The organism is Cupriavidus sp. DF5525 (assembly GCF_040149425.2).
Classification (GTDB): Bacteria; Pseudomonadota; Gammaproteobacteria; order Burkholderiales; family Burkholderiaceae; genus Cupriavidus; species Cupriavidus pickettii_A.
Map to the genome: position 1 here is coordinate 4,336,432 of NZ_CP168265.1, position 21,851 is coordinate 4,358,282.

21 protein-coding genes and 2 pseudogenes are annotated in these 21,851 nt (G+C 67.7%); 16 read left to right on the forward strand and 7 right to left on the reverse strand.

Features of this window, described 5'->3' with window-relative positions; genetic code table 11:
- The first annotated feature begins 311 nt into the window (after positions 1-311).
- From ABNX08_RS20325 to ABNX08_RS20340, 4 genes are all read left to right on the forward strand, one after another.
- Entirely contained in the window at positions 312-1,115 is an 804-nt protein-coding gene (locus ABNX08_RS20325) for an SDR family oxidoreductase (protein ID WP_022536946.1), read from the forward strand.
- A gap of 47 nt (positions 1,116-1,162) precedes the next feature.
- On the forward strand, positions 1,163-1,948 hold the full coding sequence (locus ABNX08_RS20330; protein ID WP_349604425.1) for an enoyl-CoA hydratase-related protein: 786 nt from the start codon (positions 1,163-1,165) through the stop codon (positions 1,946-1,948).
- A gap of 80 nt (positions 1,949-2,028) precedes the next feature.
- On the forward strand, positions 2,029-3,690 hold the full coding sequence (locus ABNX08_RS20335; RefSeq protein ID WP_349604423.1) for a long-chain-fatty-acid--CoA ligase: 1,662 nt from the start codon (positions 2,029-2,031) through the stop codon (positions 3,688-3,690).
- A 29-nt stretch (positions 3,691-3,719) separates the two neighbouring features.
- Entirely contained in the window at positions 3,720-4,565 is an 846-nt protein-coding gene (locus ABNX08_RS20340) for a crotonase/enoyl-CoA hydratase family protein (RefSeq protein ID WP_022536949.1), read from the forward strand.
- Positions 4,566-4,575: 10 nt separating this feature from the next.
- Here the strand turns inward: ABNX08_RS20340 and ABNX08_RS20345 are convergent, their stop codons facing one another.
- Both ABNX08_RS20345 and ABNX08_RS20350 read right to left on the reverse strand, forming a co-directional pair.
- Entirely contained in the window at positions 4,576-4,953 is a 378-nt protein-coding gene (locus ABNX08_RS20345; protein WP_022536950.1) for a DUF2784 domain-containing protein, read from the reverse strand.
- Positions 4,954-4,963: 10 nt separating this feature from the next.
- Positions 4,964-5,884, reverse strand: a complete 921-nt coding sequence (locus ABNX08_RS20350) for a LysR family transcriptional regulator (protein WP_022536951.1) — start codon at positions 5,882-5,884, stop codon at positions 4,964-4,966.
- A 197-nt stretch (positions 5,885-6,081) separates the two neighbouring features.
- Here ABNX08_RS20350 and ABNX08_RS20355 point away from each other — a divergent pair.
- Positions 6,082-6,204 (forward strand): annotated as a pseudogene (locus ABNX08_RS20355) (amidohydrolase); the annotation flags it as partial.
- Here the strand turns inward: ABNX08_RS20355 and ABNX08_RS20360 are convergent.
- Positions 6,205-6,921, reverse strand: coding sequence for a hypothetical protein (locus tag ABNX08_RS20360; protein ID WP_349604421.1), 717 nt, complete (start codon positions 6,919-6,921; stop codon positions 6,205-6,207).
- A gap of 294 nt (positions 6,922-7,215) precedes the next feature.
- On the opposite strand from ABNX08_RS20360, the gene gcl reads away from it, so the two are divergent.
- The 7 genes and pseudogenes from gcl to ABNX08_RS20395 all read left to right on the forward strand — a co-directional run.
- Entirely contained in the window at positions 7,216-9,000 is a 1,785-nt protein-coding gene (gene gcl / locus ABNX08_RS20365; protein WP_349604420.1) for a glyoxylate carboligase, read from the forward strand.
- Positions 9,001-9,111: 111 nt separating this feature from the next.
- Positions 9,112-9,894 (forward strand): hydroxypyruvate isomerase, encoded by a 783-nt coding sequence (hyi, locus tag ABNX08_RS20370; protein WP_349604419.1) that lies wholly within the window; start codon positions 9,112-9,114, stop codon positions 9,892-9,894.
- Between the two features lie 81 nt (positions 9,895-9,975).
- Positions 9,976-10,890, forward strand: a complete 915-nt coding sequence (glxR, locus tag ABNX08_RS20375) for a 2-hydroxy-3-oxopropionate reductase (RefSeq protein ID WP_022536956.1) — start codon at positions 9,976-9,978, stop codon at positions 10,888-10,890.
- 66 nt (positions 10,891-10,956) lie between these two features.
- A complete protein-coding gene (locus tag ABNX08_RS20380; RefSeq protein ID WP_349604416.1) occupies positions 10,957-12,279 on the forward strand; it encodes a glycerate kinase in 1,323 nt (440 codons plus the stop codon).
- A gap of 107 nt (positions 12,280-12,386) precedes the next feature.
- Entirely contained in the window at positions 12,387-13,850 is a 1,464-nt protein-coding gene (gene pyk / locus ABNX08_RS20385) for a pyruvate kinase (RefSeq protein ID WP_022536958.1), read from the forward strand.
- A gap of 291 nt (positions 13,851-14,141) precedes the next feature.
- A complete protein-coding gene (locus ABNX08_RS20390) occupies positions 14,142-15,008 on the forward strand; it encodes a neutral zinc metallopeptidase (protein ID WP_041681174.1) in 867 nt (288 codons plus the stop codon).
- 69 nt (positions 15,009-15,077) lie between these two features.
- Positions 15,078-15,652: pseudogene (locus ABNX08_RS20395) on the forward strand (efflux RND transporter permease subunit); the annotation flags it as partial.
- A gap of 194 nt (positions 15,653-15,846) precedes the next feature.
- On the opposite strand, the gene ABNX08_RS20400 reads toward ABNX08_RS20395, so the two are convergent.
- The 3 genes from ABNX08_RS20400 to ABNX08_RS20410 all read right to left on the reverse strand — a co-directional run bounded on the left by ABNX08_RS20400 (position 15,847) and on the right by ABNX08_RS20410 (position 17,945).
- Complete coding sequence (locus ABNX08_RS20400) at positions 15,847-16,260, reverse strand: hypothetical protein (protein ID WP_349604414.1); 414 nt, start codon at positions 16,258-16,260, stop codon at positions 15,847-15,849.
- Between the two features lie 260 nt (positions 16,261-16,520).
- Positions 16,521-16,946 carry a nucleoside diphosphate kinase regulator gene (gene rnk / locus ABNX08_RS20405; protein ID WP_022536963.1) on the reverse strand — a complete coding sequence of 142 codons (426 nt, stop codon included), beginning with the start codon at positions 16,944-16,946 and terminating at the stop codon, positions 16,521-16,523.
- 537 nt (positions 16,947-17,483) lie between these two features.
- On the reverse strand, positions 17,484-17,945 hold the full coding sequence (locus tag ABNX08_RS20410; RefSeq protein ID WP_022536964.1) for a Cd(II)/Pb(II)-responsive transcriptional regulator: 462 nt from the start codon (positions 17,943-17,945) through the stop codon (positions 17,484-17,486).
- Positions 17,946-18,182: 237 nt separating this feature from the next.
- On the opposite strand from ABNX08_RS20410, the gene ABNX08_RS20415 reads away from it, so the two are divergent.
- The 3 genes from ABNX08_RS20415 to ABNX08_RS20425 all read left to right on the forward strand — a co-directional run bounded on the left by ABNX08_RS20415 (position 18,183) and on the right by ABNX08_RS20425 (position 20,704).
- Positions 18,183-18,539 (forward strand): hypothetical protein, encoded by a 357-nt coding sequence (locus ABNX08_RS20415; RefSeq protein ID WP_349604413.1) that lies wholly within the window; start codon positions 18,183-18,185, stop codon positions 18,537-18,539.
- Positions 18,540-18,647: 108 nt separating this feature from the next.
- Positions 18,648-19,526 (forward strand): protease HtpX, encoded by an 879-nt coding sequence (gene htpX, locus ABNX08_RS20420; protein WP_041681178.1) that lies wholly within the window; start codon positions 18,648-18,650, stop codon positions 19,524-19,526.
- A 71-nt stretch (positions 19,527-19,597) separates the two neighbouring features.
- Positions 19,598-20,704: a GNAT family N-acetyltransferase gene (locus ABNX08_RS20425; protein WP_349604411.1), complete on the forward strand. Its 1,107-nt coding sequence runs from the start codon at positions 19,598-19,600 to the stop codon at positions 20,702-20,704.
- Positions 20,705-20,746: 42 nt separating this feature from the next.
- On the opposite strand, the gene arfB is transcribed toward ABNX08_RS20425, so the two are convergent.
- Positions 20,747-21,151, reverse strand: a complete 405-nt coding sequence (arfB, locus tag ABNX08_RS20430) for an alternative ribosome rescue aminoacyl-tRNA hydrolase ArfB (RefSeq protein WP_022536968.1) — start codon at positions 21,149-21,151, stop codon at positions 20,747-20,749.
- Positions 21,152-21,235: 84 nt separating this feature from the next.
- Between arfB and ABNX08_RS20435 the strand changes: the two genes are divergently transcribed.
- Positions 21,236-21,811 (forward strand): cold shock and DUF1294 domain-containing protein, encoded by a 576-nt coding sequence (locus ABNX08_RS20435; RefSeq protein WP_022536969.1) that lies wholly within the window; start codon positions 21,236-21,238, stop codon positions 21,809-21,811.
- The last annotated feature ends 40 nt before the right edge of the window (positions 21,812-21,851 follow it).

A 21,851-nucleotide genomic window follows, 5' to 3' on the forward strand; every position in this document is an offset into this window, starting at 1 on the left:
GGTGCCGCCGCCGCGCTCGCACTATTGCGCCGGCGGCGGTCCGGCATTGCCGACGGCGCGCGTGAACGAACCCCGGCTTCGGGTTAGGATGCCGGAGGCCCGAGCCAGAGGCCAGCGCCGCCGGAGCATCCGCGCGGACGTAAATCAGAACGCAGAAATGGAGACCAGTCATGCGCTACTGCGCCACGCCCGCCCGGCGGCCACGCCGCCGGCGCTAGCACCCTCACTCGCTTCCCCGCCCCACCCCGCCACGATCTGCCCTGCCGGATCGCGGCAAGCATCGCCCTGACCATCGATCGAGAGGACTTTCCATGCCCAGTGCCTTCCGCGCAGACGCCTTCGCCGGCAAGACCGTATTTATCGCCGGCGCTTCTTCCGGCATCAACCTCGGCATCGCGCACGGCTTCGCGCGCGCCGGCGCGAAGCTCGCGCTGATCAGCCGCACCGCCGAACGCATCCAGGCCGCGGCCGATACCATCACCGCGGCCGGCGGCACCGCCATCGGCATGGCCGCCGACGTGCGCGACTACGCCGCCGTGGAAGCGGCCTTCGCCCGCACCCAGGACGAGCTGGGCCCGATCGACGTGGTGATCTCCGGCGCAGCGGGCAACTTCCTCGCGCCGGTGGTCGGCATGTCGGCCAATGCCTTCAAGACCGTGGTCGATATTGACCTGCTCGGCACCTTCAACGTATTCCGCGCCAGCTTCGACCACCTCAACAAGCCAGGCTCGTCGCTGATCGCCATTACCGCGCCGCAGGCGGTCAACGCGATGATGTTCCAGGCCCACGCCTGCGCGGCCAAGGCCGGCATCAACATGCTGATCAAGTGCCTGGCGATGGAATGGGGCCCGGCCGGCGTACGCGTGAACGGCATCTCGCCTGGCCCGATCGCCGATACCGAAGGCATGGCGCGGCTCGCGCCGACGCCCGAGGTCGAGGCCCGCTACAAGGCGCGCCTGGCACTGCGCGACTACGGCACCAAGGACGATATCGCCGACGCGGCGATGTACCTGAGCAGCGACAACGCGCGCTACGTGACCGGCACCATCCTCGACTGCGACGGCGGCAGCAAGCTGGGCGACGCCTCCGCCGACGCGCTGAAGAAGCCGCAGTAAGGCCATCGCCTTTTGAACAAATAACTATCTACATGGAGAACCGACCTATGACCGCTGCCGTGCTCTACCAATCCAGCGAAGGCGTGGCCACGCTCACGCTGAACCGCCCCGACGTGCTCAACGCGATGAACGCCGAGCTGATGGGCGCACTGCGCGAAGGCGTGGAACGTGCCGCCGCCGATGCCGAGGTGCGTGCCGTGCTGCTGACCGGCGCCGGCCGCGGCTTCTGCGCCGGCGCCGACCTGGCCGCGCGCCAGGGCGGCGGCAACGGCCTGTCCGATTCGGGCGCGCTGCTGCGCGAGCGCTACCACCCGATCATCATGGCGCTGCGCCAGATGCCCAAGCCGGTGATCACCGCGGTCAATGGCGTGGCCGCCGGCGCCGGCATGAGCCTGGCGCTGGCCGGCGACGTCGTGCTGGCGGGCCGCTCGGCCAGCTTCCTGCAGGCGTTCTCCAAGATCGGCCTGATTCCCGATGCCGGCAGCACCTATTTCCTGCCGCGCTACGCTGGCGAGATGCGCGCCCGCGCGCTGGCGATCCTGGCCGAGAAGATCGACGCAGAGCAAGCGCATCGCATCGGACTGGTGTGGAAGCTTTATGACGACGAAGCGCTGCAGGACGAGGCCAGCAAGCTGGCGCGCCACCTGGCCACCATGCCGACGATGGCCTACGGGCTGATCAAGGAAGCGCTCAACCAGAGCTTCGACAACGACCTGGCCGCGCAACTGGAGGTGGAAGCCACGCTGCAGTCGCGTGCCAGCCGCAGCGAAGACTGCCGCGAGGGCGTGGCCGCCTTCGTCGAGAAGCGCAAGCCCCAGTTCAAGGGCCGCTGAGCGCCAGCGCATTCGCCGTTTGCAGCACCCTCGGGGACAGCCGTCCCCGAGGCAAGGGAAACAGCACCTGGAGACGCATCATGCTTGGCCTCATGCAAGACCGTCCGTTGTTGATTTCTTCGCTGATCGAATACGCCGCGGCGTACCACCCGAGACAGGAGATCGTCTCGCGCACGGTGGAAGGCGACACCGTGCGCAGCAACTACGAGACCGTGCACCGGCGCGCGAAACGCGTTGCCAATGCACTGGCCGCGCTCGGCGTGCAGCCGGGCGACCGCGTCGGCACGCTGGCGTGGAACACGCACCGGCACCTGGAGCTGTACTTCGGCGTATCCGGTTCGGGCGCGGTACTGCACACCGTGAACCCGCGGCTGTTCCCGGAGCAGATTGCCTACATCATCAACCACGCGGAAGACCGCGTGCTGTGCTTCGATACTACCTTCTCGCCGCTGGTGGCGCAGCTTGCGCCGCATCTCACCAGCGTGCAGCACTATGTCGCGCTGACCGGCCGTGCACAGATGCCGGCGGTGGTGGCGGCCGGCGTGCCCGATGCGCGGTGCTACGAAGACCTGCTCGATGCTGAGAGCGATACCTACGACTGGCCGCAGTTCGACGAACGCACCGCGTCCTCGCTTTGCTACACCTCAGGCACCACGGGCAATCCCAAGGGCGTGCTGTACTCGCACCGCTCCACCGTGCTGCACAGCCTGAAGGCGAGCGCGGCGGATACCTTCGGCGTCGGCCCCGACAGCAGCGTCCTGATGATCGTGCCGCTGTTCCACGCCAACGCCTGGGGGCTGCCCTACGCGTGCGCGATGAACGGCGCCAAGATGGTCCTGCCGGCGCAGCACCTCGACGGTGAAAGTGTTTACCGGCTGCTGCGCGACGAGCGTGTGACCTATTCCACCGCCGTGCCGACAGTATGGCTGATGCTGTTCCAGTACCTCGATGCGCATCCCGAGATCGATCCTTCGCAGCTCCCGCTCAAGGTTGCGGGCGTCGGCGGCTCGGCCGCGCCCGCGGCAATGATCGAGCGCTTTGACAGGCAATTCGGCGCACGGCTGATGCAAGGCTGGGGCATGACCGAGACCAGCCCGATCGGTGTCATCAACACCCTGCTGCCGCAGCACGCCGGACTGGAGGATGCTGCGCGCCTGAAGGTGCAGCTCAAGCAGGGCCGCGCGCTATGGGGCGTGGACCTGCGCATCGAGGACGATGCCGGCAACGCGCTGCCGCACGACGGCAAGGCCTTCGGCCGGCTCAAGGTGCGCGGGCCGTGGATCGCGTCGGGCTATTTCAAGGCCGGACCGAGTGCGCTCGATGACAATGGCTGGTTCGACACCGGCGACGTTGCCAACATCGACCCTGACGGCTACGTGCAGCTGGTGGACCGCGCCAAGGACGTGATCAAGTCCGGTGGCGAATGGATTTCGTCGATCGACGTCGAGAACGCCACCATGGGCCACCCCGCCGTGGCCGAAGCGGCGGTGATCGGCGTGCCGCATCCCAAATGGCAGGAACGCCCGCTGCTGGTGGCAGTAAAGCGCGCCGGCGAGGACGTCAGCGCGGCCGAGCTGCTGGACTACCTCGCCGGCAAGATGGTGCGCTGGTGGGTGCCCGACGACGTGGTGTTCGTCGAGGCGCTGCCCCATACCGCCACCGGCAAGCTGCTGAAGGTGAAGCTGCGCGAGACCTATCGCGACTATGTACTGCCGACCGCCGACACTGCGCGCACGGCATAACCCCAAACCCGTATCCAAGGAGCCCGCGCATGAGCGCCAGCAGCAACGAACGAATTCTCGTGACGATCGACGATGGCGTCGCCGATGTCCGCCTGAATCGGCCCGACAAGATGAACGCGCTCGACCAGGCGATGTTCGATGCCCTGATCGAAACCGGCGAGCAGCTGGCCCGCATGCCGGACCTGCGTGCGGTGGTGCTGTCGGGCGAAGGCCGCGCCTTCTGCGCCGGTCTCGACATGGGCCGCATGGCGGGGATGCTGTCGGACGACGGCACGGGCGATGGCCAGGCGCACAACGACAGCATTGGCGCCGGCCGCCTTGGCAAGCGCACTCACGGCATTTCCAATCGCCCGCAATACGCCTGCATGGTGTGGCGCGAGTTGCCGGTCCCGGTGTTCGCCGCGGTGCACGGCGTTGCCTTCGGCGGCGGCTTGCAGGTGGCGCTGGGCGCGGATGTGCGCTACGTCGCGCCGGACACCAGGCTGTCGGTGATGGAGATGAAGTGGGGCCTGGTGCCCGACATGGCCGGCATGGTGCTGACGCGCGGCCTGGTCCGCCCCGACGTGCTGCGCGAGCTGATCTACAGTGCGCGGGTGCTGAGCGGCACCGAAGCGTGCGAGCTGGGCCTCGCCACCTACGTTGCGGACGACCCGCGCGCCGCCGCGCTGGAAGCCGCGCGCCAGGTCGCGCTGAAGAGCCCCGACGCGATCCGCGCCGCCAAGCGGCTGATGGCGGTGGTGGAGCGCGGGGGCGACGCTGAAATCCTGCAGGCCGAGTCCGATGAACAGGACAAACTGGTCGGCTCGCCCAACCAGCGCGAGGCGGTGCTGGCCAATATGGAAAAACGCGCGCCGCGCTTCGATCCGGCACGCTGAAGCGCAACGTTCAGTGGTGACGCCGCACGGCCCGCCGGCGGCGCCACCACAGCGCGTAGATCGCCACGTTGACCACCAGCACCACCACGCCCAGCCACAACTGCACCGCCGGCGTAAGCCCTGCCGGATAGATCAGCGGCAACAGGTAGCGCTCGATAAACCCGCCGCTGTAGCCAGCCTGCCCTGCGGCATGCCGCAGCGTATTTTCCAGCGGCGTCAGCGGGCAGATCCAGCCGAGCCATTCGATCAGCACGCCCCACACCGCCGCGGGCAGGTGCAGCCACGCCACGCGCGGCCAGCGCAACACCAGCAAGCCGCCCGCCACCACGAACAGGATAAACAGCCCGTGCGCCACGACGACGAGGTCGGCGAGCCAGGCTGTCATCATCGTCAGCCCCTCAGTCTCCGTTCCCGGCCGCCATCCAGTAGCCGGGCCGCGCGAACTGCGCCTTCAGGTGCTCGATAAAGAAACGGATCTTGGCCGGCACCGGACGCTGCTGCGGGTACACGGCCAGGATGTCGTAAGCGGGCAGTGCGTATTCGTCGAGCACGGTAATCAGTTCACCGCTCTCGAGCTGCGGCAGGATCTCCCAGGTCGAACGCCAGCCCAGCCCCAGGCCCTCGCCGGTCCAGCGGTGCAGCAGCTCACCATCGTTGCAGTCGAGGTTGCCGTTGACGCGCACCGTCACGGTCTTGCCGTTCTGGCTGAAGTACCAGCCGCGCTGCTGGCCGCCCTGCAGGTTGAACGCCAGGCAGTTGTGCTGCTCCAGGTCATCCAGCGTCTGCGGCACGCCGTACTTGGCGAAGTAGGCCGGCGTGCCGCACACCACGCGCTTGTTGGACGCGAGCTTGATCGCGACAAAGTTCGGATCGATCGCGCCGCCGATGCGGATGCCCACGTCATAGCCTTCGCGCACCAGGTCGACCACGCGGTCGGTCAGGTTGAAGGAGATCTGCACTTCCGGGTTCGCGGCGAGGAAGGCCGGCGCGTGCGGCGCCACGTGCTTGCGGCCGAACGCGGCCGGCGCCGACACGATCAGGTGGCCGGTGGCCTTGTGTCTGCCTTCGGCGATCAGCATCTCGGCGCGGTCCAGGTCGGCCAGCGCCTTCTTGCACTGCTCCATGAACACCGCGCCCTGCTCGGTCACGGCGATGCGGCGCGTGGACCGGTGCAGCAGCTTGACGCCGATGCGCGCTTCCAGCGCGTTGATGCGGCGGCCGATCATCACCGGCGTGACGTTCTGCGTCAGCGCGGCGGCCGCCATGCTGCCGTGCTCCACCACGGCGATAAAGGCTTCGATTTGCTTGAGTTTGTCCATCTGGTATTTGTCTCCCGGGCGCCATTGTGCGGCATCGGCGCCGCCGTGGCACCCCGGCGGCGCTTATGAAGCGGATCGGGCGCGGCGCATGGCGGGCAGTTTTTCAGGGCACTGGCGGGCACAATGCCGCACTTCGAGCCGCTGGTGGTGGTGGCCTCGCTGGTACTCAGCGTGCTGGCGGTGTACCCGATCGCCGCGGCAACGGCGAAGGCGAGTTCGGCAGCTGCATGGACAACCCCGGCTACGACTTCAACGACGCGGTGCTGCCGCTGGGTGCGGCGGCCTGGGTGCGACTGGTGCAGACCTATCTTGCGGCCTGATCACGTCTGCCGCGGCGTCGCGCCGGCGCGTTGCGCCCGGCGCGCGTCCAGCTCGGCATTCATCTGCGCAGCCTCGCCCAGCACGTAAGCCAGCCGCCGCAACGGCCGGCTGCATTGCACGTGCAGGTACAGGTAGCTGGCGCCGCCGGCGACCAGCATCACTCCATAGCCCCATAGCAGCATCGGCACCGTCTGCTCCGGACGCGGCAGCGTGCGCCAGGCGCTGGCCAGCACCACGGCGGCAGGCGCCAGTGCCAGCAGCAGCCCCAAGGTGCGCGCCGCCCCCTCCCAGAGCCGCAGCTGCAAGGCCACGCGCCGCTGCCGCGCTTCCAGCTGCGCCGGCGGTACGCGCGCGAGCTGCCGCAGCAGCACGTCTTCGGCCGCGCGCTGGCGGTCCATCTCGGCCGCCTGCCAGCGCAGCGGGTTGCGCAGCCTGGCCAGCACCGTGCCGGTACGCGCCAGCCCCGTACCCACGTAGCAGGCGGCGGCCAGCGCCAGCAGCGCCTCGAAGGTGCGCAGCGACCACAGTGGCACCGGGTGCTTCAGCCACAGCCGCCAGACTGCAAGCGCACCGCCGCAGACCAGGGTCGCCACCAGCGCGGCGATAAAGCCGAACCACAGCGCGCGCGCGAAGCCGCCGGCCGGCGCGGGCGCCGCAGTGGTGCGCGCCTCAAGGGCTTCAAGCAGTTCGTACGACGGCGGGAGCCTGGAATACATGGTCGGGCCTGGCGAGGGAATACCGCCATTTTCGCCGCTTGCGCACGTGCCGGATAGACACCACGCCGCGCGGGACCGGGGCGTACCCACCGCTGCGCTGCGTGGCCGGCTCATCACACCACATATCCAATTGCATACGCCGGCGTGCCATCGGCGACCGTCTCATCGGGCTTCCATGGCCATATTCCATACACAGGGTATCGAATCAACTGATCGTCCTTCTGTTTATCCCGCCCCCGTTGCGGGACTAGGATCGACTCCAATGCGAATCCCACCACCATTGGAGACAAGATCATGGCAAAGATGAGAGCAATCGACGCGGCCATCGCGGTTCTGGAGAAGGAAGGCGTGACCACGGCGTTCGGCGTCCCGGGCGCGGCAATCAACCCGTTCTACTCGGCGATGCGCAAGTCGGGCAACATCAGCCACGTGCTGGCCCGCCACGTCGAAGGCGCCTCGCACATGGCCGAGGGCTACACCCGTGCCGAGCCGGGCAATATCGGCGTCTGCGTCGGTACCTCGGGCCCCGCCGGCACCGACATGATCACCGGCCTGTACTCGGCCTGGGCGGATTCGATCCCCATCCTCTGCATCACCGGCCAGGCCCCGCGCGCCCGCCTGTACAAGGAAGACTTCCAGGCCGTCGATATCGAATCGATCGCCAAGCCCGTGACCAAGTGGGCCGTGACCGTGCGCGAGCCGGCGCTGGTGCCGCAGGTGTTCCAGCAGGCCTTCCACCTCATGCGTTCGGGCCGTCCGGGCCCGGTGCTGATCGACCTGCCGTTCGACGTGCAGGTCGCCGAGATCGAATTCGATCCGGAGACCTACCAGCCGCTGCAGCCGTACAAGCCGGCCGCCTCGCGCGCCCAGATCGAGAAGGCCATCGCCATGCTCAATGCGGCCGAGCGCCCGCTGATCGTGTGTGGCGGCGGCGTGATCAACGCTGACGCGTCGGAACTGCTGGTCGAGTTTGCCGAACTGGTCAACGTGCCCGTGGTGCCGACGCTGATGGGCTGGGGCGTGCTGGCCGACGACCACCCGCTGCAAGCCGGCATGGTCGGCCTGCAGACCTCGCACCGCTACGGCAATGCCACGCTGCTGGCCTCGGACTTCGTGATGGGCATCGGCAACCGCTGGGCCAACCGCCACACCGGCAGCGTCGATGTCTACACCAAGGGCCGCAAGTTCGTGCACGTCGACATCGAGCCCACCCAGATCGGCCGCGTGTTCGGCCCGGACCTGGGCATCGTCTCCGACGCCAGGGCCGCGCTGGAACTGTTCGTCGAAGTCGCCCGCGAAATGAAGATGGCCGGCCGCCTGCCGTGCCGAAAGTCGTGGGTCGCCGACGTGCAGAAGCGCCGCCGCACCCTGCAGCGCAAGAGCGACTTCGACAACGTGCCGGTCAAGCCGCAGCGCGTGTACCGCGAGATGAACCAGTACTTCCCGCGCGACGTGCGCTACGTCAGCACCATCGGCCTGTCGCAGATCGCCGCGGCGCAGTTCCTGTCGGTCAACCAGCCGCGCCACTGGATCAACTGCGGCCAGGCCGGCCCGCTGGGCTGGACCATCCCGGCCGCGATCGGCGTGAAGACCGCTTCGCCGGATTCGGATGTGGTGGCGATCTCGGGCGACTACGACTTCCAGTTCATGATCGAGGAGCTGGCCGTGGCCGCGCAGTTCAAGGTGCCGTACATCCACGTGGTGGTGAACAACTCCTACCTCGGCCTGATTCGCCAGGCGCAGCGCAACTTCGAGATGGACTACTGCGTGCAGCTCGCCTTCGACAACGTCAATTCCCCTGAGCTGAACGGCTACGGCGTGGACCACGTCAAGGTGGTCGAAGGCCTGGGCTGCAAGGCGATCCGCGTGTTCAAGCCGGAAGACATCGCCCCGGCCTTTGCCGAAGCGCGCGACCTGATGGCCGAGTTCTCGGTGCCGGTGGTGGTCGAGGTGATCCTGGAGCGCGTGACCAATATCGCGATGGGCACCGAGATCGACAACATCAACGAGTTCGAGCCGATCGAGGATATCGAGGACGCTGACGAGGCGATCCTGACCGAAGAAGTGGAAACGGCGTAAGCAGCACGATTCCAACATGGAAGCGCGGGCTATGGCCCGCGCAAATCCAGCGCCCCTGCATAACCGGTTCTGCACCGGCAGAACGACAACACAACTAAACCGGAGAGACGTATGACCAAACTTGCGGCCAACCTGACCATGCTGTTCAACGAAGTGGGCTTTCTCGACCGCTTCGAAGCCGCCGCGCGCGCGGGCTTCCGCGGCGTGGAATTCCTGTTTCCGTATGCGTTCCACGCGGACCAGATCGCTGACCGCCTGAACCGCTTCCAGCTGGATCTGGTGCTGCACAACCTGCCCGCCGGCAAGTGGGAAGCGGGCGAGCGCGGCATTGCCTGCCATCCGGACCGCGTGGGCGAGTTCCAGGACGGCGTGGGCGAGGCCATCAAGTACGCCAAAGTGCTGGGCGTGCGCCAGTTGAACTGCCTGGTCGGCATCCTGCCGCAGAACGTCAAGCGCGAACAGGCGCAGGAAACGCTGGTGGAAAACCTGCGCTTCGCTGCCAGCGCCCTGGCCGCCGAGCATATCGACCTGCTGGTCGAGCCGATCAACACCTTCGACATCCCCGGCTTCTTCCTGTCGCGCACGCAGCAGGCTGTCGACCTGATCAACCAGGTCAACGCGCCCAACCTGTACGTGCAGTACGACATCTATCACATGCAGCGCATGGAAGGCGAAATTGCCAACACCATCAAGGTCAACCTGCCGAAGATCAAGCATGTGCAACTGGCCGACAACCCGGGCCGCAACGAGCCGGGCACGGGTGAGCTGAACTACCAGTACCTGTTCAAGTTCCTGGACGAGATTGGATACACCGGCTGGATCGGCTGCGAGTACAAGCCGAAGACCACCACCGAGGCCGGGCTGGGCTGGCGCGCCGCGCACGGCGTGCAGTGACCGCTGCGGTAACCCCTGCTGTAACCCGTTACCACCTACGCCAACCAAGACAGACTTAATCTCATACAAGGAGACATCAACATGGCAAACCAACGCAACGTCGGCTTCATCGGCCTGGGCATCATGGGCGCACCGATGGCGGGCCACCTGCGCGCCGCCGGCCACACGCTGTTCGTGCATGACGTCAACCCGGCCCCGCAAGCGCTGGTCGATGCAGGCGTGACCGTCTGCACCAGCGCCGAGGAAGTCGCCAAGCGTGCCGACATCATCGTCATCATGGTGCCGGATACCCCGCACGTGGAAGCCGTGCTGTTTGCCGACAAGGGCGTTGCCGCCGCGCTGAAGGCCGCCGGCAAGGAAGCCAGCTACAGCAAGATCGTGGTCGACATGAGCTCGATCTCGCCGATCGCGACCAAGGACTTCGCCGCACGCATCAACAAGCTGGGGGCCTCGTACCTGGACGCACCGGTGTCCGGTGGTGAGGTGGGCGCAAGGGCCGCTTCGCTGACCATCATGGTCGGGGGGCCGCAGGAAGCCTTCGACCAGGTCAAGCCGTTGTTCGACCTGATGGGCAAGAACGTCACGCTGGTGGGCGGCAACGGCGACGGCCAGACTACCAAGGTGGCAAACCAGATCATCGTCGCGCTGAACATCCAGGCCGTGTCCGAAGCGCTGCTGTTCGCCTCCAAGGCGGGTGCCGATCCGGCCAAGGTGCGCCAGGCGCTGATGGGCGGCTTCGCGGCCTCGCGCATCCTGGAAGTGCACGGCGAGCGCATGGTCAAGCGCACCTTCGACCCGGGCTTCCGCATCGAGTTGCACCAGAAGGACCTGAACCTGGCGCTGCAAGGTGCCAAGGCGCTGGGCGTGGCACTGCCCAACACCGCCACCGCGCAGGAGCTCTTCAACACGTGCTCGGCCAACGGCCTGGGCAAGCAAGACCACTCGGCACTGTGCCGCGCGATCGAAATCATGTCGAACCACCAGATCGCGAAGTAAGCAGCAACCACGTCGTCCCCGCCCTGCGGGGACGACACGCTTTTCCCGTCAGCACCAGGATTCTTCATGCTCGTCACCGAACCCCAAGCCGCCCTGCTGTCGCCCCAGCGCACGGCAGCCAATCCCGGACAGCTCAATCCCCGCGCGCTGTTGCGCGACCTGTTCGATACCGCGGTCGCCTCCGTCAGCGCCAGCCACTGCCTGCCCCCGCACCTGCCCGTGCCGCCCAAGGGCCGCACCGTGGTGATCGGCGCCGGCAAGGCCGCCGCCGCGATGGCGCAGGCGGTGGAGGCGAACTGGCAAGGCGAACTGTCGGGCCTGGTGGTGACGCGCTACGGCCATGGTGCCGACTGCAAGCGCATCGAAGTCGTGGAAGCCGCCCACCCCGTTCCCGACGAAGCCGGCGCGCGTGCCGCGCAACGGATGGTAGAACTGGTGCAGGGCCTGACGGCCGACGACCTGGTGCTGTGCCTGATCTCAGGTGGTGGCTCGGCGCTGCTGGCCGCGCCCGCCCCCGGCCTGACGCTGGCCGACAAGCAGGCCGTCAACAAGGCACTGCTCAGGAGCGGCGCGAGCATCGGCGAGATGAACTGCGTGCGCAAGCACCTGTCCGCGCTCAAGGGCGGCCGCCTGGCGCTGCACTGCGCGCCGGCACGCGTCGAGACGCTGCTGATTTCCGATATCCCCGGCGATGATCCCACGCTGATCGCGAGCGGCCCGACGCTGCCCGACGCGACCACCTGCGCCGATGCGCTGGCCGTCATCGCCAAGTACGGCATCGAAGTGCCGGCCAATGTGCGCGCGCACCTGGAAAGCGGCGCGGGCGAAACGCCCAAGCCCGGCGACGCGCGTTTCGAAGGTCACCGCAGCGCGACGCTGGCCACCGCGCAGCAATCGCTCGAAGCCGCCGCCGCGCGTGCGCGCGAACTCGGCTACGAAGCCCACATCCTGTCCGACTGCATCGAAGGCGAAGCGCGCGAGGTGGCCGAAGTGCATGCCGCCATCGCGCGCCAGATCGCACAGCGCGGCCAACCCTTCAGCAAGCCGTGCGTGCTGCTGTCCGGCGGCGAGACCACGGTGACCGTGCGCGGCAAGGGCCGCGGCGGGCGCAACGCGGAGTTCCTGCTGTCGCTGGCCGTCGCACTCGATGGCCTGGCCGGCGTGCATGCGATCGCCTGCGATACCGATGGCATCGACGGCTCCGAGGACAACGCCGGCGCGCTGCTGTCGCCCGACACGCTGACCCGCGCCACCGCGCGCGGCCTGTCGGCGCGCGCACACCTGGACAACAACGACGGCTACGGCTTCTTTGCCGGCGTGGACGACCTGATCGTCACCGGCCCGACCCGTACCAACGTGAACGACTTCCGCGCCATCCTGATCGTGTAAGCCGTCCGCAGCATCGCAGCAAAGCCGTACCGAACCAGTAGTTCACCTGAACAGCATCATCCGGCGCGCCATGTGGCGCGCCACTCGAGAATGGAAGAGGAGACATCATGAGACGCCAGCGCAAAGCGAAGATCGTGGCCACGCTCGGCCCCGCCAGCACCGACATCGCGGTGATCCGCGCGCTGTTCGAGGCTGGCGCGGACGTGTTCCGGCTCAACTTCAGCCACGGCACGCACGAGGACCACCGCGCGCGCTACGACGCCGTGCGCCAGGTCGAGGCCGAGACCGGCCGCCCCATCGGCGTGCTGGCCGACCTGCAGGGCCCCAAGCTGCGCATCGGCACCTTCGCCGCCGGCAAGGTCGCGGTGCGCGCGGGCGATGTGTTCGTGCTCGACAGCGATCCCACGCCGGGCGACGGCACCCGCGTCTACCTGCCGCATCCCGAGTTGTTCGAGGCCGCGCAACCCGGCCAGTCGCTGCTGATCGACGACGGCAAGGTGCGCCTGTCGGTCGAGTCTGTGTCCACCGGCAGCATCACCACGCGCGTGGTCAACAATGGCACGCTGTCCGACCGCAAGGGCGTGAACGTGCCCGACGCCGTGATCCCCATCCCCGCGCTGACCGAGAAGGACCGCAAGGACCTGGACTTCGCGCTGTCGCTGGGCGCGGACTGGATCGGGCTGTCGTTCGTGCAGCGCCCGTCCGATATCGTCGAAGCGCGCGAGATCGTCGGCACCCGTGCCGGCATCCTGTCCAAGATCGAGAAGCCGGCCGCGCTGCAGCAACTCGAAGAGATCGTGCGCGTGTCCGATTCCGTGATGGTGGCCCGCGGCGACCTTGGCGTGGAGCTGCCGCCGGAGCGCGTGCCGGGCGTGCAGAAGCGCATCCTGCGCGTGTGCCGCCAGCTCGGCAAACCCGTGGTGATCGCCACGCAGATGCTGGAATCGATGATCGACTCGCCGGTGCCCACGCGCGCCGAGGCGTCGGACGTGGCCAGCGCCATCTATGAAGGCGCCGACGCGGTGATGCTGTCGGCCGAGTCGGCCAACGGCCGCTACCCGGTGCCGGCGGTGTCGATGATGAACCGCATCGTCACCGAGGTGGAACGCGACCCGCTGTACCGCAACCTGCTCGACGCCCAGCACGAGACCCCGCTGAACACGCGCCAGGATGCGATCTGCGCGGCGCTGCGCGAAGTCACGCAGATCATCGGCGCGGCCGCGACGGTGACCTACACCTCGTCTGGCGCCACGGCGCTGCGTGCGGCGCGCGAGCGGCCGTGCGCGCCCATCGTCAGCATTACGCCGAACCTGGAGATCGCGCGCCGCCTGGCGATTGCCTGGGGCATCCACTCGACCGTGAGCCCGGACGTGCAGAGCGTCGATGAAATGGTCGACGCCGCCACGCGCGCGGCGCTGGTGGAAGGCTACGCCGCGCCGGGTGACCAGATCACCATCGCCGCGGGCATGCCGTTCGGGCAGGGCGGGACCACCAACCTGCTGCGCGTGGCGGAGGTCGGCGCCAGCGCCGCAGCCACCACGCCTGCCACGCGCGAGGCTGCCCTGGCCTGAGCGAACCGATAGCGTTCCCGGCCCGGGACCTTCAGGCAGTGACGGAACCGGGCGCGAGCCCGGTTCTTTGTTTTGCCGCACACCACTTGCGTTGCCCGACTCCAGGGCGAGCAGGTGGTGTTTTTTTGTGCGCTGCCGCCATGGCGGCGCACAAAGCGAAAGTGCGCTAACGAAGACCGGCCCGCCGCTGTCCGGAATGCAACGGTCGCGCTCAGCGGCATCCGCTACCCCCGATTGCTATACTGGTTGCCACCTGCACCTCGCCAGAAACCCTACTCTCCCGGAGCCCCCATGCGCCTAGATGACGAAGCCGAAAGCCAGCACGTTGAAGACCGCCGCGGCGGATTCGGCGGTGTCGGCGGGAAGACGATCGGCATCGGCACCGTCATCGTTGCACTGGCCGCGTCGTACTTCTTTGGCATCGATCCGACGCTGATCATGCAGGGCGCGTCGGTGCTGCAGGGATCCGGCCCGCCGCAGCAACAACAGGTCAACCGCCCGCCGGCGACGGACCAGATGACGGTCTTCACGCGCAAGGTGCTGGGCAATACCGAGCGCACCTGGCAACACATCTTCGAGACCGAGCTGAACCGCCGCTACGCGCCGCCGACGCTGGTGCTGTTCTCCGGCGCGACGCCGACCGCGTGCGGCACGGGCCAGTCGGCAATGGGCCCGTTCTACTGCCCCGGCGACCAGAAGGTCTATATCGACCTGGCGTTCTATGACGAGCTGCGCCAGCGCTTCGGCGCTAGCGGCGACTTTGCCCAGGCGTATGTGATCGCGCACGAGATCGGCCACCATGTGCAGAACCTGCTGGGTGTTTCGGACAAGGTCGATACCGCGCGCCGCCGCATGGGCGAGGCGCAGGCCAACCAGCTGTCAGTGCGCATGGAGCTGCAGGCCGACTGCCTGGCGGGCGTGTGGGCGGCCACCGCACAGCGCGCCAACCAGCAACTGCTGGAGCCGGGCGATATCGAGGAAGGCCTGAAGGCCGCCGCCGCCATCGGCGACGACCGGCTGCAGCGCCGGTCGCAGGGCTATGTCGTGCCGGAGGCCTTCACCCACGGTTCCAGCGAGCAGCGCGTGCGCTGGCTGCGCCGCGGTATCGAGTCAGGCGACATCCGCAAGTGCGATACCTTCGCCTCGCGCGATCTCTGAGTTCCGGCCCCACCCCCGACGCCGGAGGGGTACCGGCAATGTGACGGTCGCGTTGTCCGGGCCCGCCTCGAGTACGACGTGCGCTGGACCGGCCGCGCCTTCGAGCAGCAGCAGACCGGTACGCAGGCGCCGTGGCTGTTTGCGCTGTCGCTGCTGTTTATCTTCCTGTGCCTGGTGGCGCTGTATGAAAGCTGGACGCTGCCGCTGGCGGTGATCGCCATCGTGCCGACCGGGCTGATGGGCGCTGCCGCGGCGATCTTCCTGCGCGGCATGCCCAGATGTCTACTTCAAGGTGGGCGTGGTGGTGATCCTTGGGGCTGGCCGCCAAGAACGCGATCCTGATCGTCGAGTACGCCGAACAGCTGCGCCGTGGCAGTGCGGGCGCTATGGGCACGGTTGAAGCCGCCACGCGTGCCGCGCGCCAGCGGTTGCGGCCGGTGGTGATGACCTCGCTGGCGTTCGTGCTCGGCGTGGTGCCGCTGGCGATCAGCACCGGCCCGGGCGCACGCGCGCAGCAGGCGGTCGGTACCGGCGTGCTCGGCGGCATGCTGGGTGCAACAGTGCTGGGGACACTGGCGGTGCCGCTGCTCTACGCGGCGATCGCGCGCAGGTCGCCACGCTTGCAGCAAACGACGGCGGCGTAGGATGGCAGCGAGGCAACGCAAACGCCATCGACAAGACGCTCAGGCGCGCACGGCAAGTGCCGGGGATCGGTCAGGAAGGAAAAATCGCCTGCCAGGCGAAGAGAGAAGGAGGAGGAGGTCGGCCGGGCAGGCGGGAGAGAAAACTTGCGGCCACCGCAGTGGCCGCCCGGGGTCCTGGAGAAGACCCGTGAAGATCAGACGCGATACCCGTACAGCGAACCGTCACCGCTGCGCGAGTTGTCCAGCGCGCGGTCGGCGATATCGCCGCTGAAGGTGTGCGTACCTTCACTGAAGGTATCGAACTTGCCTTGCTTCGAGATCTCGCCGCTGAAGGTATGCGTGCCTTCGCTGAAGGTGTCGAACTTGCCACCACTGCGCGAGCCTTCCGAGAACGAGTCGAAGCGGCCGGTACGGGCGCCATCGGTGTACGTATCGAACTTGCCTTGCTTGGCGCCGTCCGTGTACACGTCGTACTTGCCTACGCGCAGCGCGTCGGCATACACATCAAATTTGCCAACCTTGCTGGCAGCGGGGGCAGCCAACGCCGCAGCGGACGCGGCGACAGCCGCGAACACGAGCGCGCCGCCAAGGATACGTCTGGCGATCATTTTGGGACTCCTTCAACTGATTTCGGCTTTTCTTGGTATGTGACCGGTTAAAACTCCGGCCGCTCTGCAATCTACGTTGTGATGCGAGCACGGATTGAAGGTTAGTCACAGTCCCCGCAAGCAGAAATACCGCTGCGACGAATGGTGCGTTGCGAGTCGTGAAACGACAGGCTTGCGGATGAATGGTGTCCACGGATCGCCAACGGTGCGCACCCCCGACGGCCGGCACGTGGCGCCGGCGGCACGCACGGGGAGCTGGCTCAGAGGGTGTACTGGCCGCTCGCTTCGGGCTGGAACGCGATTTCGTCGATCGTGACGTGCTGCTCCCGGCCGTCCGGCAGTTGGTAGCTGACGGTCTGCCCGGCACGTGCGCCCAGCAATGCGTGGCCCACCGGCGACAGCACCGAGAGCCGGCCGGCATCGAAGTCCGCGGCGTCCGGATACACCAGCGTCCAGTTGCGCGGCGAATGCTCCCCCGGCAGCGTGCACACCAGGCGCGAGTTCATGGTGACCACGTCGGTCGGGATCTCGTCCGGCGCGACGATGGTGGCGCGTGCCAGCAGGTCGTCCAGTAATTCTTCGAGCTGCGCCGAGCCGGCGCGGCTGGCGATGCGCTCCAGGCGGGTGATGTCGAGTTCGGTCAGGTAAAGCGTCGGATTGGTCGGGGTGGCTTGGTTGGCCGTCATGGCAGGTTCCTCCGGCAGTCAGGGTAGGCGCGGCCCGGCGGCCTGCGTTCAGGCGGGGGGGGGCGCAGTCAGGTCTTGGCTTTGCGCAGTAGCGCAGACATCAACGGATCCGGCGCTGGCCCGTGGGCGCGCGCCGGCAACAACGGAAACGCTGGCTCGGGCCCGGTTCGGCCCGGGTGCCCCGCAGTGGGGGACGAATCAGGCTGGGAACCGGGCGGAATCAGGCGGTGCGCTGATCCGGCGGGGAGACATCGCGCGCGGCGCGCGCTCAGGCAGGGCGGCGGCCATGGCGATCGCGGCCGCGCGCGGGCGGCCCGTCCGCGGCAAGCGGGCAGGCACGTCGTTCAGCGGCATCAGGCGATCAGGCACGGTCACGCGAGAAATCATCAGGGGTTGGGATCGACGGCAGAGTCTGTTGCTGGGTCTGGCATGCTTCGTAAGTCATTGCTTACTGCGTGCACTGCCGTCGTGGTACGTGCACCGCTGTGGTGCGGTCACGGGTATAGCCATCGTAGCACAGTGACGCGCGCGCTTGCCTCACCCATTGGCGGCATGGCCCTGGTCGTGCACGTCCGGATGACATTCGCACGCGGCGCCGGCGGCGGCCTGCTGCAGGTTCTGCAGGATGCCGCACTCGCTGGCGGGCTGGTGATGTTGGTGGTGGCAGGTCTCGCGCAGTGCGCGCAACTGCCCTTCCAGTGCCTCCAGCGCCACACGCTGGGCATGAATCTGCGCGATCTGGCGATCCAGCAGCGTATTGATGTCATCGCAGTCCTGCGAGGGGTTGCGCTCGAACTCGCGCAGCCGGCGCACGTCCGACAGGCTCATGCCGAGCGAGCGGCAATGGCGCACGAAGTTGAGCTGGACCAGGTGGCCGTCGTCATACCGGCGGTAGCCGTTGGCCTCGCGCCGGGGCGCGTCGAGCAGCCCTTCGCGTTCGTAGTAGCGGATGGTCTCGACATCGCAGCCGCTGGTACGGGAGAGTTCGCCAATGCGCATATTGTTTCCCCTCTGGCCGGACAATCCCTGAAACTACTACAGGGTAGGCCATAGTGTAGGCCAGTCCGGGCTAGCGTGCAGAGGCGGCGGATGCGCCGCCTTGCGCGCGATTCCCGGTCCGGGTTGAGCCGCCCCGGGCAACTGGTTGCGCATGGTGTGGTATCCCTCATGCTTGCCGCATGCGCCATGGCGCATCCTGTAGAATTCGCTGAACACTTACTGACAAGCCGTCCTCGCGTGCGCTCCATTCGGCTTCTCCTTCTGATCGTGATGCTGGCCTGCCTGCCGTTCCAGGGCTGGGCGGACACGCTCGCGCACGCCGTAGCGTCCCCTGCCGAGATGGCGGGTGCATCGGCCCCCACCACTGGCAGCGCCGACCTCGACGACGCTGCCGCCACGGGTGGCCAGCCGTCACCCTTCTCCGAAATCTCCGAGCTGCAACTGCAGCCCGGTGCCGACCTCGCCGAGCAACTACTGCCGGCACCTCCCTTGCACCTTGCGGCCTGGTCCGGCCGCGCGGGGCCGCCGCACTATGCCGGCGCTCCGCTGCCTGACCCCGACCTGCCGCTGCTGCCGCGTCCGCCGCGCGCCTGAATCCCACCGGCGCGGCCTGACCGCGCCCGCCCGTTCCTGCGTGCCGCGCCCAGGCACGCGTCCGCGGCTCGTCCGCACCTTTCCGCCGTACTGCTCCACTCCATACACATGAAACGCGTATTGCTTTTCCTGGCGACCAACCTCGCCGTCATGCTCGTCCTCAGCATCACCGCCAGCGTGCTGGGGGTGAACCGCTACCTGACCGCCAACGGCCTGAACCTGGGCACCCTGCTCGCATTCGCACTGCTGATGGGCTTCGGTGGCGCCTTTATCTCGCTGCTGATGTCCAAGACCATCGCCAAGTGGTCGACCGGCGCGCAGGTCATCACCCACCCCAGCACCAGCACTGAGCTGTGGCTGGTGCAAACTGTCGAGAAGCTGGCCCAGCGCTCTGGCCTGCCCATGCCTGAAGTGGCTATCTACGACGGCGAACCCAACGCCTTTGCCACCGGCGCGACCAAGAAGAGCTCGTTGGTGGCGGTGTCTACCGGCCTGCTGCAGTCGATGTCGCACGACGAAGTCGAGGCGGTGCTGGCGCACGAAGTGGCGCACGTGGCCAATGGCGACATGGTCACGCTGACGCTGATCCAGGGCGTGGTCAACACGTTCGTGATCTTCCTGGCGCGCGTGGTCGGCTACTTCGTCGACTCGATGCTGCGCAAGAATGACGAGGAATCGCGCGGGCCGGGCATCGGCTACATGGTCACGGTGGTTGTCTGCGAAATCGTGTTCGGCGTCCTGGCCAGCATCATCGTGGCCTGGTTCTCGCGCCACCGCGAATTCCGCGCCGACGCAGGCGCCGCCGGCCTGATGGGTTCGCCCACGCCGATGGTGTCGGCACTGCGCCGCCTGGGCGGCCTGGATCCGGACGGACTGCCGCAGAACATGCAGGCGATGGGCATCGCCGGCGGCAAGTCGTGGCTGGCGCTGTTCTCGAGCCATCCGCCCATCGAGCAGCGCATTGCCGCGCTGCAATCCGCGCGCTGAAACCTGGCGCACCTAAGGCACTGGCGCCGCGGCTATCGCGCGCGGCGCCGGTCATTTGAGGGGGGGGCGCGATGCAATCGAGCCTGCTGGAACCGGGAAGCCCGGCGTGGCGCGACACGCTGACGCGCTGTCGCCACGACTGCCACCACACGCCTGGGTGGTACACCGCCGCCGAGCGCAGCGACCACGGCATCGCCGCCGCAGTGCGGGTGACCGACGGCACCCACGAGTTGCTGGTGCCGCTGGTGCGCCGCCCCCTCGACTGCGGCAGCTGGGATGCCACCTCGGCCTATGGCTATGGTGGCCCGGTGCTGAGCAGCGATGCTCCTGCCCGCTTTGCCGACGACGCACTGGGCGCGGCGATCGCGCTGCTGCGCGAGCACGGCTGCGTGTCGTGGTTTATCCGCCTGCACCCGCTGCTCAATGCCGGCTGGGACAGCCGTCTCGGGCTGGTGGTCGAGCAGGGCGAGACGGTGTCGATGGACCTGACCAAGAGCCCCGAGCGGCAGTGGCAGGAGACGCAGTCGCGCCACAAACTGGGCATCAACCGCGCCCGGCGCGCCGGCGTGACGGTACGGCTGGACCGTGAGTTCGCCACGCTGCCGCGCTTTGTCGAGCTGTACAACGAGACCATGACGCGCCTGGAGGCGTCGCCCTATTACTTCTTCGATGCGCAGTACTACCGCACGCTGGAGCGCGCGCTCGGAGACGACCTGCTGCTGTTCGTGGCCGAGGAAGCGGGCTGCGTGATTGGCTCGGCACTGTTCACCGTGGCCAATGGCAGCGGCATCATGCAATACCACCTGTCGGCCTGGGACTGGGAATACCGCCATCGCCAGCCGACCAAGACCGTGATCCACGCCGCGCGCGAATGGGGCCGCACCAATGGCTTGCACTACCTGCACCTTGGCGGCGGGCTGGGCTCGGCCAACGATTCGCTGTTCGAGTTCAAGCGCGGCTTTTCGCCCGACACCCATGTGTACCGGACCCAGCGCCTGGTAGTCGACCCCGATCGCTACGTGGCACTGTCCGGCGGCGACTACACCACGCTGGAAGACCTGAACGGCTTCTTTCCCGCCTACCGGCGCCCCGGCGCACGCGTCGGCCCGCCGCAGGCCGATGCCGGCGACGACCTGGCCGCGCCTCCGGCGCCCGCGACGGTCAAAAGCGAGATCTGACGCAGGACTGCGGCAGAGGACTGAAGCCGTACTGAAGCGGTACTAGTCGAGCACCCGGCCGCGCAGCGCCTTGACCTGGCTGCGCTGGCTCTTGGATTCCAGCCGGCGCTGGCGCGATGCCCGCGTGGGCCGCGTGGCCCGGCGCGCGCGCGGGGGCGTGGCCACGCTGCGCACCAGCTCGTGCAGCCGCCGCACCGCTTCGTCGCGGTTCAGGTCGAGGCTGCGGAACTGCTGGGCCTTGATCACCACCACGCCGTCGCGCGTGATGCGGTGGTCGTGCAGCGCCAGCAGGCGCTCCTTGTGGTCGGGCGCCAGCGAGGAGGCACGCACGTCGTAGCGCAGGTGCACGGCATTGGACACCTTGTTGATGTTCTGGCCGCCCGCCCCTTGCGCGCGGATCGCCGTGATCAGGTACTCGTGGTGGGGAATGACGGGGTCGTCGGTCATGGCGGCATCATAGCAAGCGCCTACTGGCGCCAGCCAGCCGGTGTTCGCCTACACTTGATGCCTCGTACAGCACACGTCAAGAACATGAGAAAAGCGGGCCGGATCAAGTCGTGGCATGCCCCGAAGGGCTTTGGCTTCATCGAGGTCCACGCGGACTCAAAGGATGTCTTCTTCCATGTCACGGCGCTGCAGGCGCGCGCCGTGACGCCCAAGCCGGGCGACCGCGTCAGCTTCGAACTCGCCCGAGGCAAGGATGGCCGGATGCAGGCGCTTGACGTTGCCATCGCGGGCGCGCCCAGCCAAAACGCGGAGGCAAGCTTGCTGCCAGCCCTGCTCGGCCTGGCAGCCCTGGTCGTCATCGTCGGATGCGGCCTCACGGGTTATCTCCCGCGGCAAGCCGGTATCGTAAGCGTCCTCGCCAGCATCCTCGCGTTTCTCGCCTACGCGGCGGACAAGGCGCGCGCGGCTCGCAACGCATGGCGCATCCCTGAGGCCAAGCTGCACCTGCTGGCGCTGTGCGGCGGCTGGCCGGGCGCGCTTGCCGCCCAGCACCTGCTTCGGCACAAGAACAGGAAGCCGGCGTTTCAGGCGAACTTCTGGGGGACGGTGGTCCTGAACATCGCGGCGATGGCGCTATGGAAGACGGGTGTCGGCGGGTAGTCCGGAGCGCCGCCTGAACGGGCGGTCACCGATGGCGAGG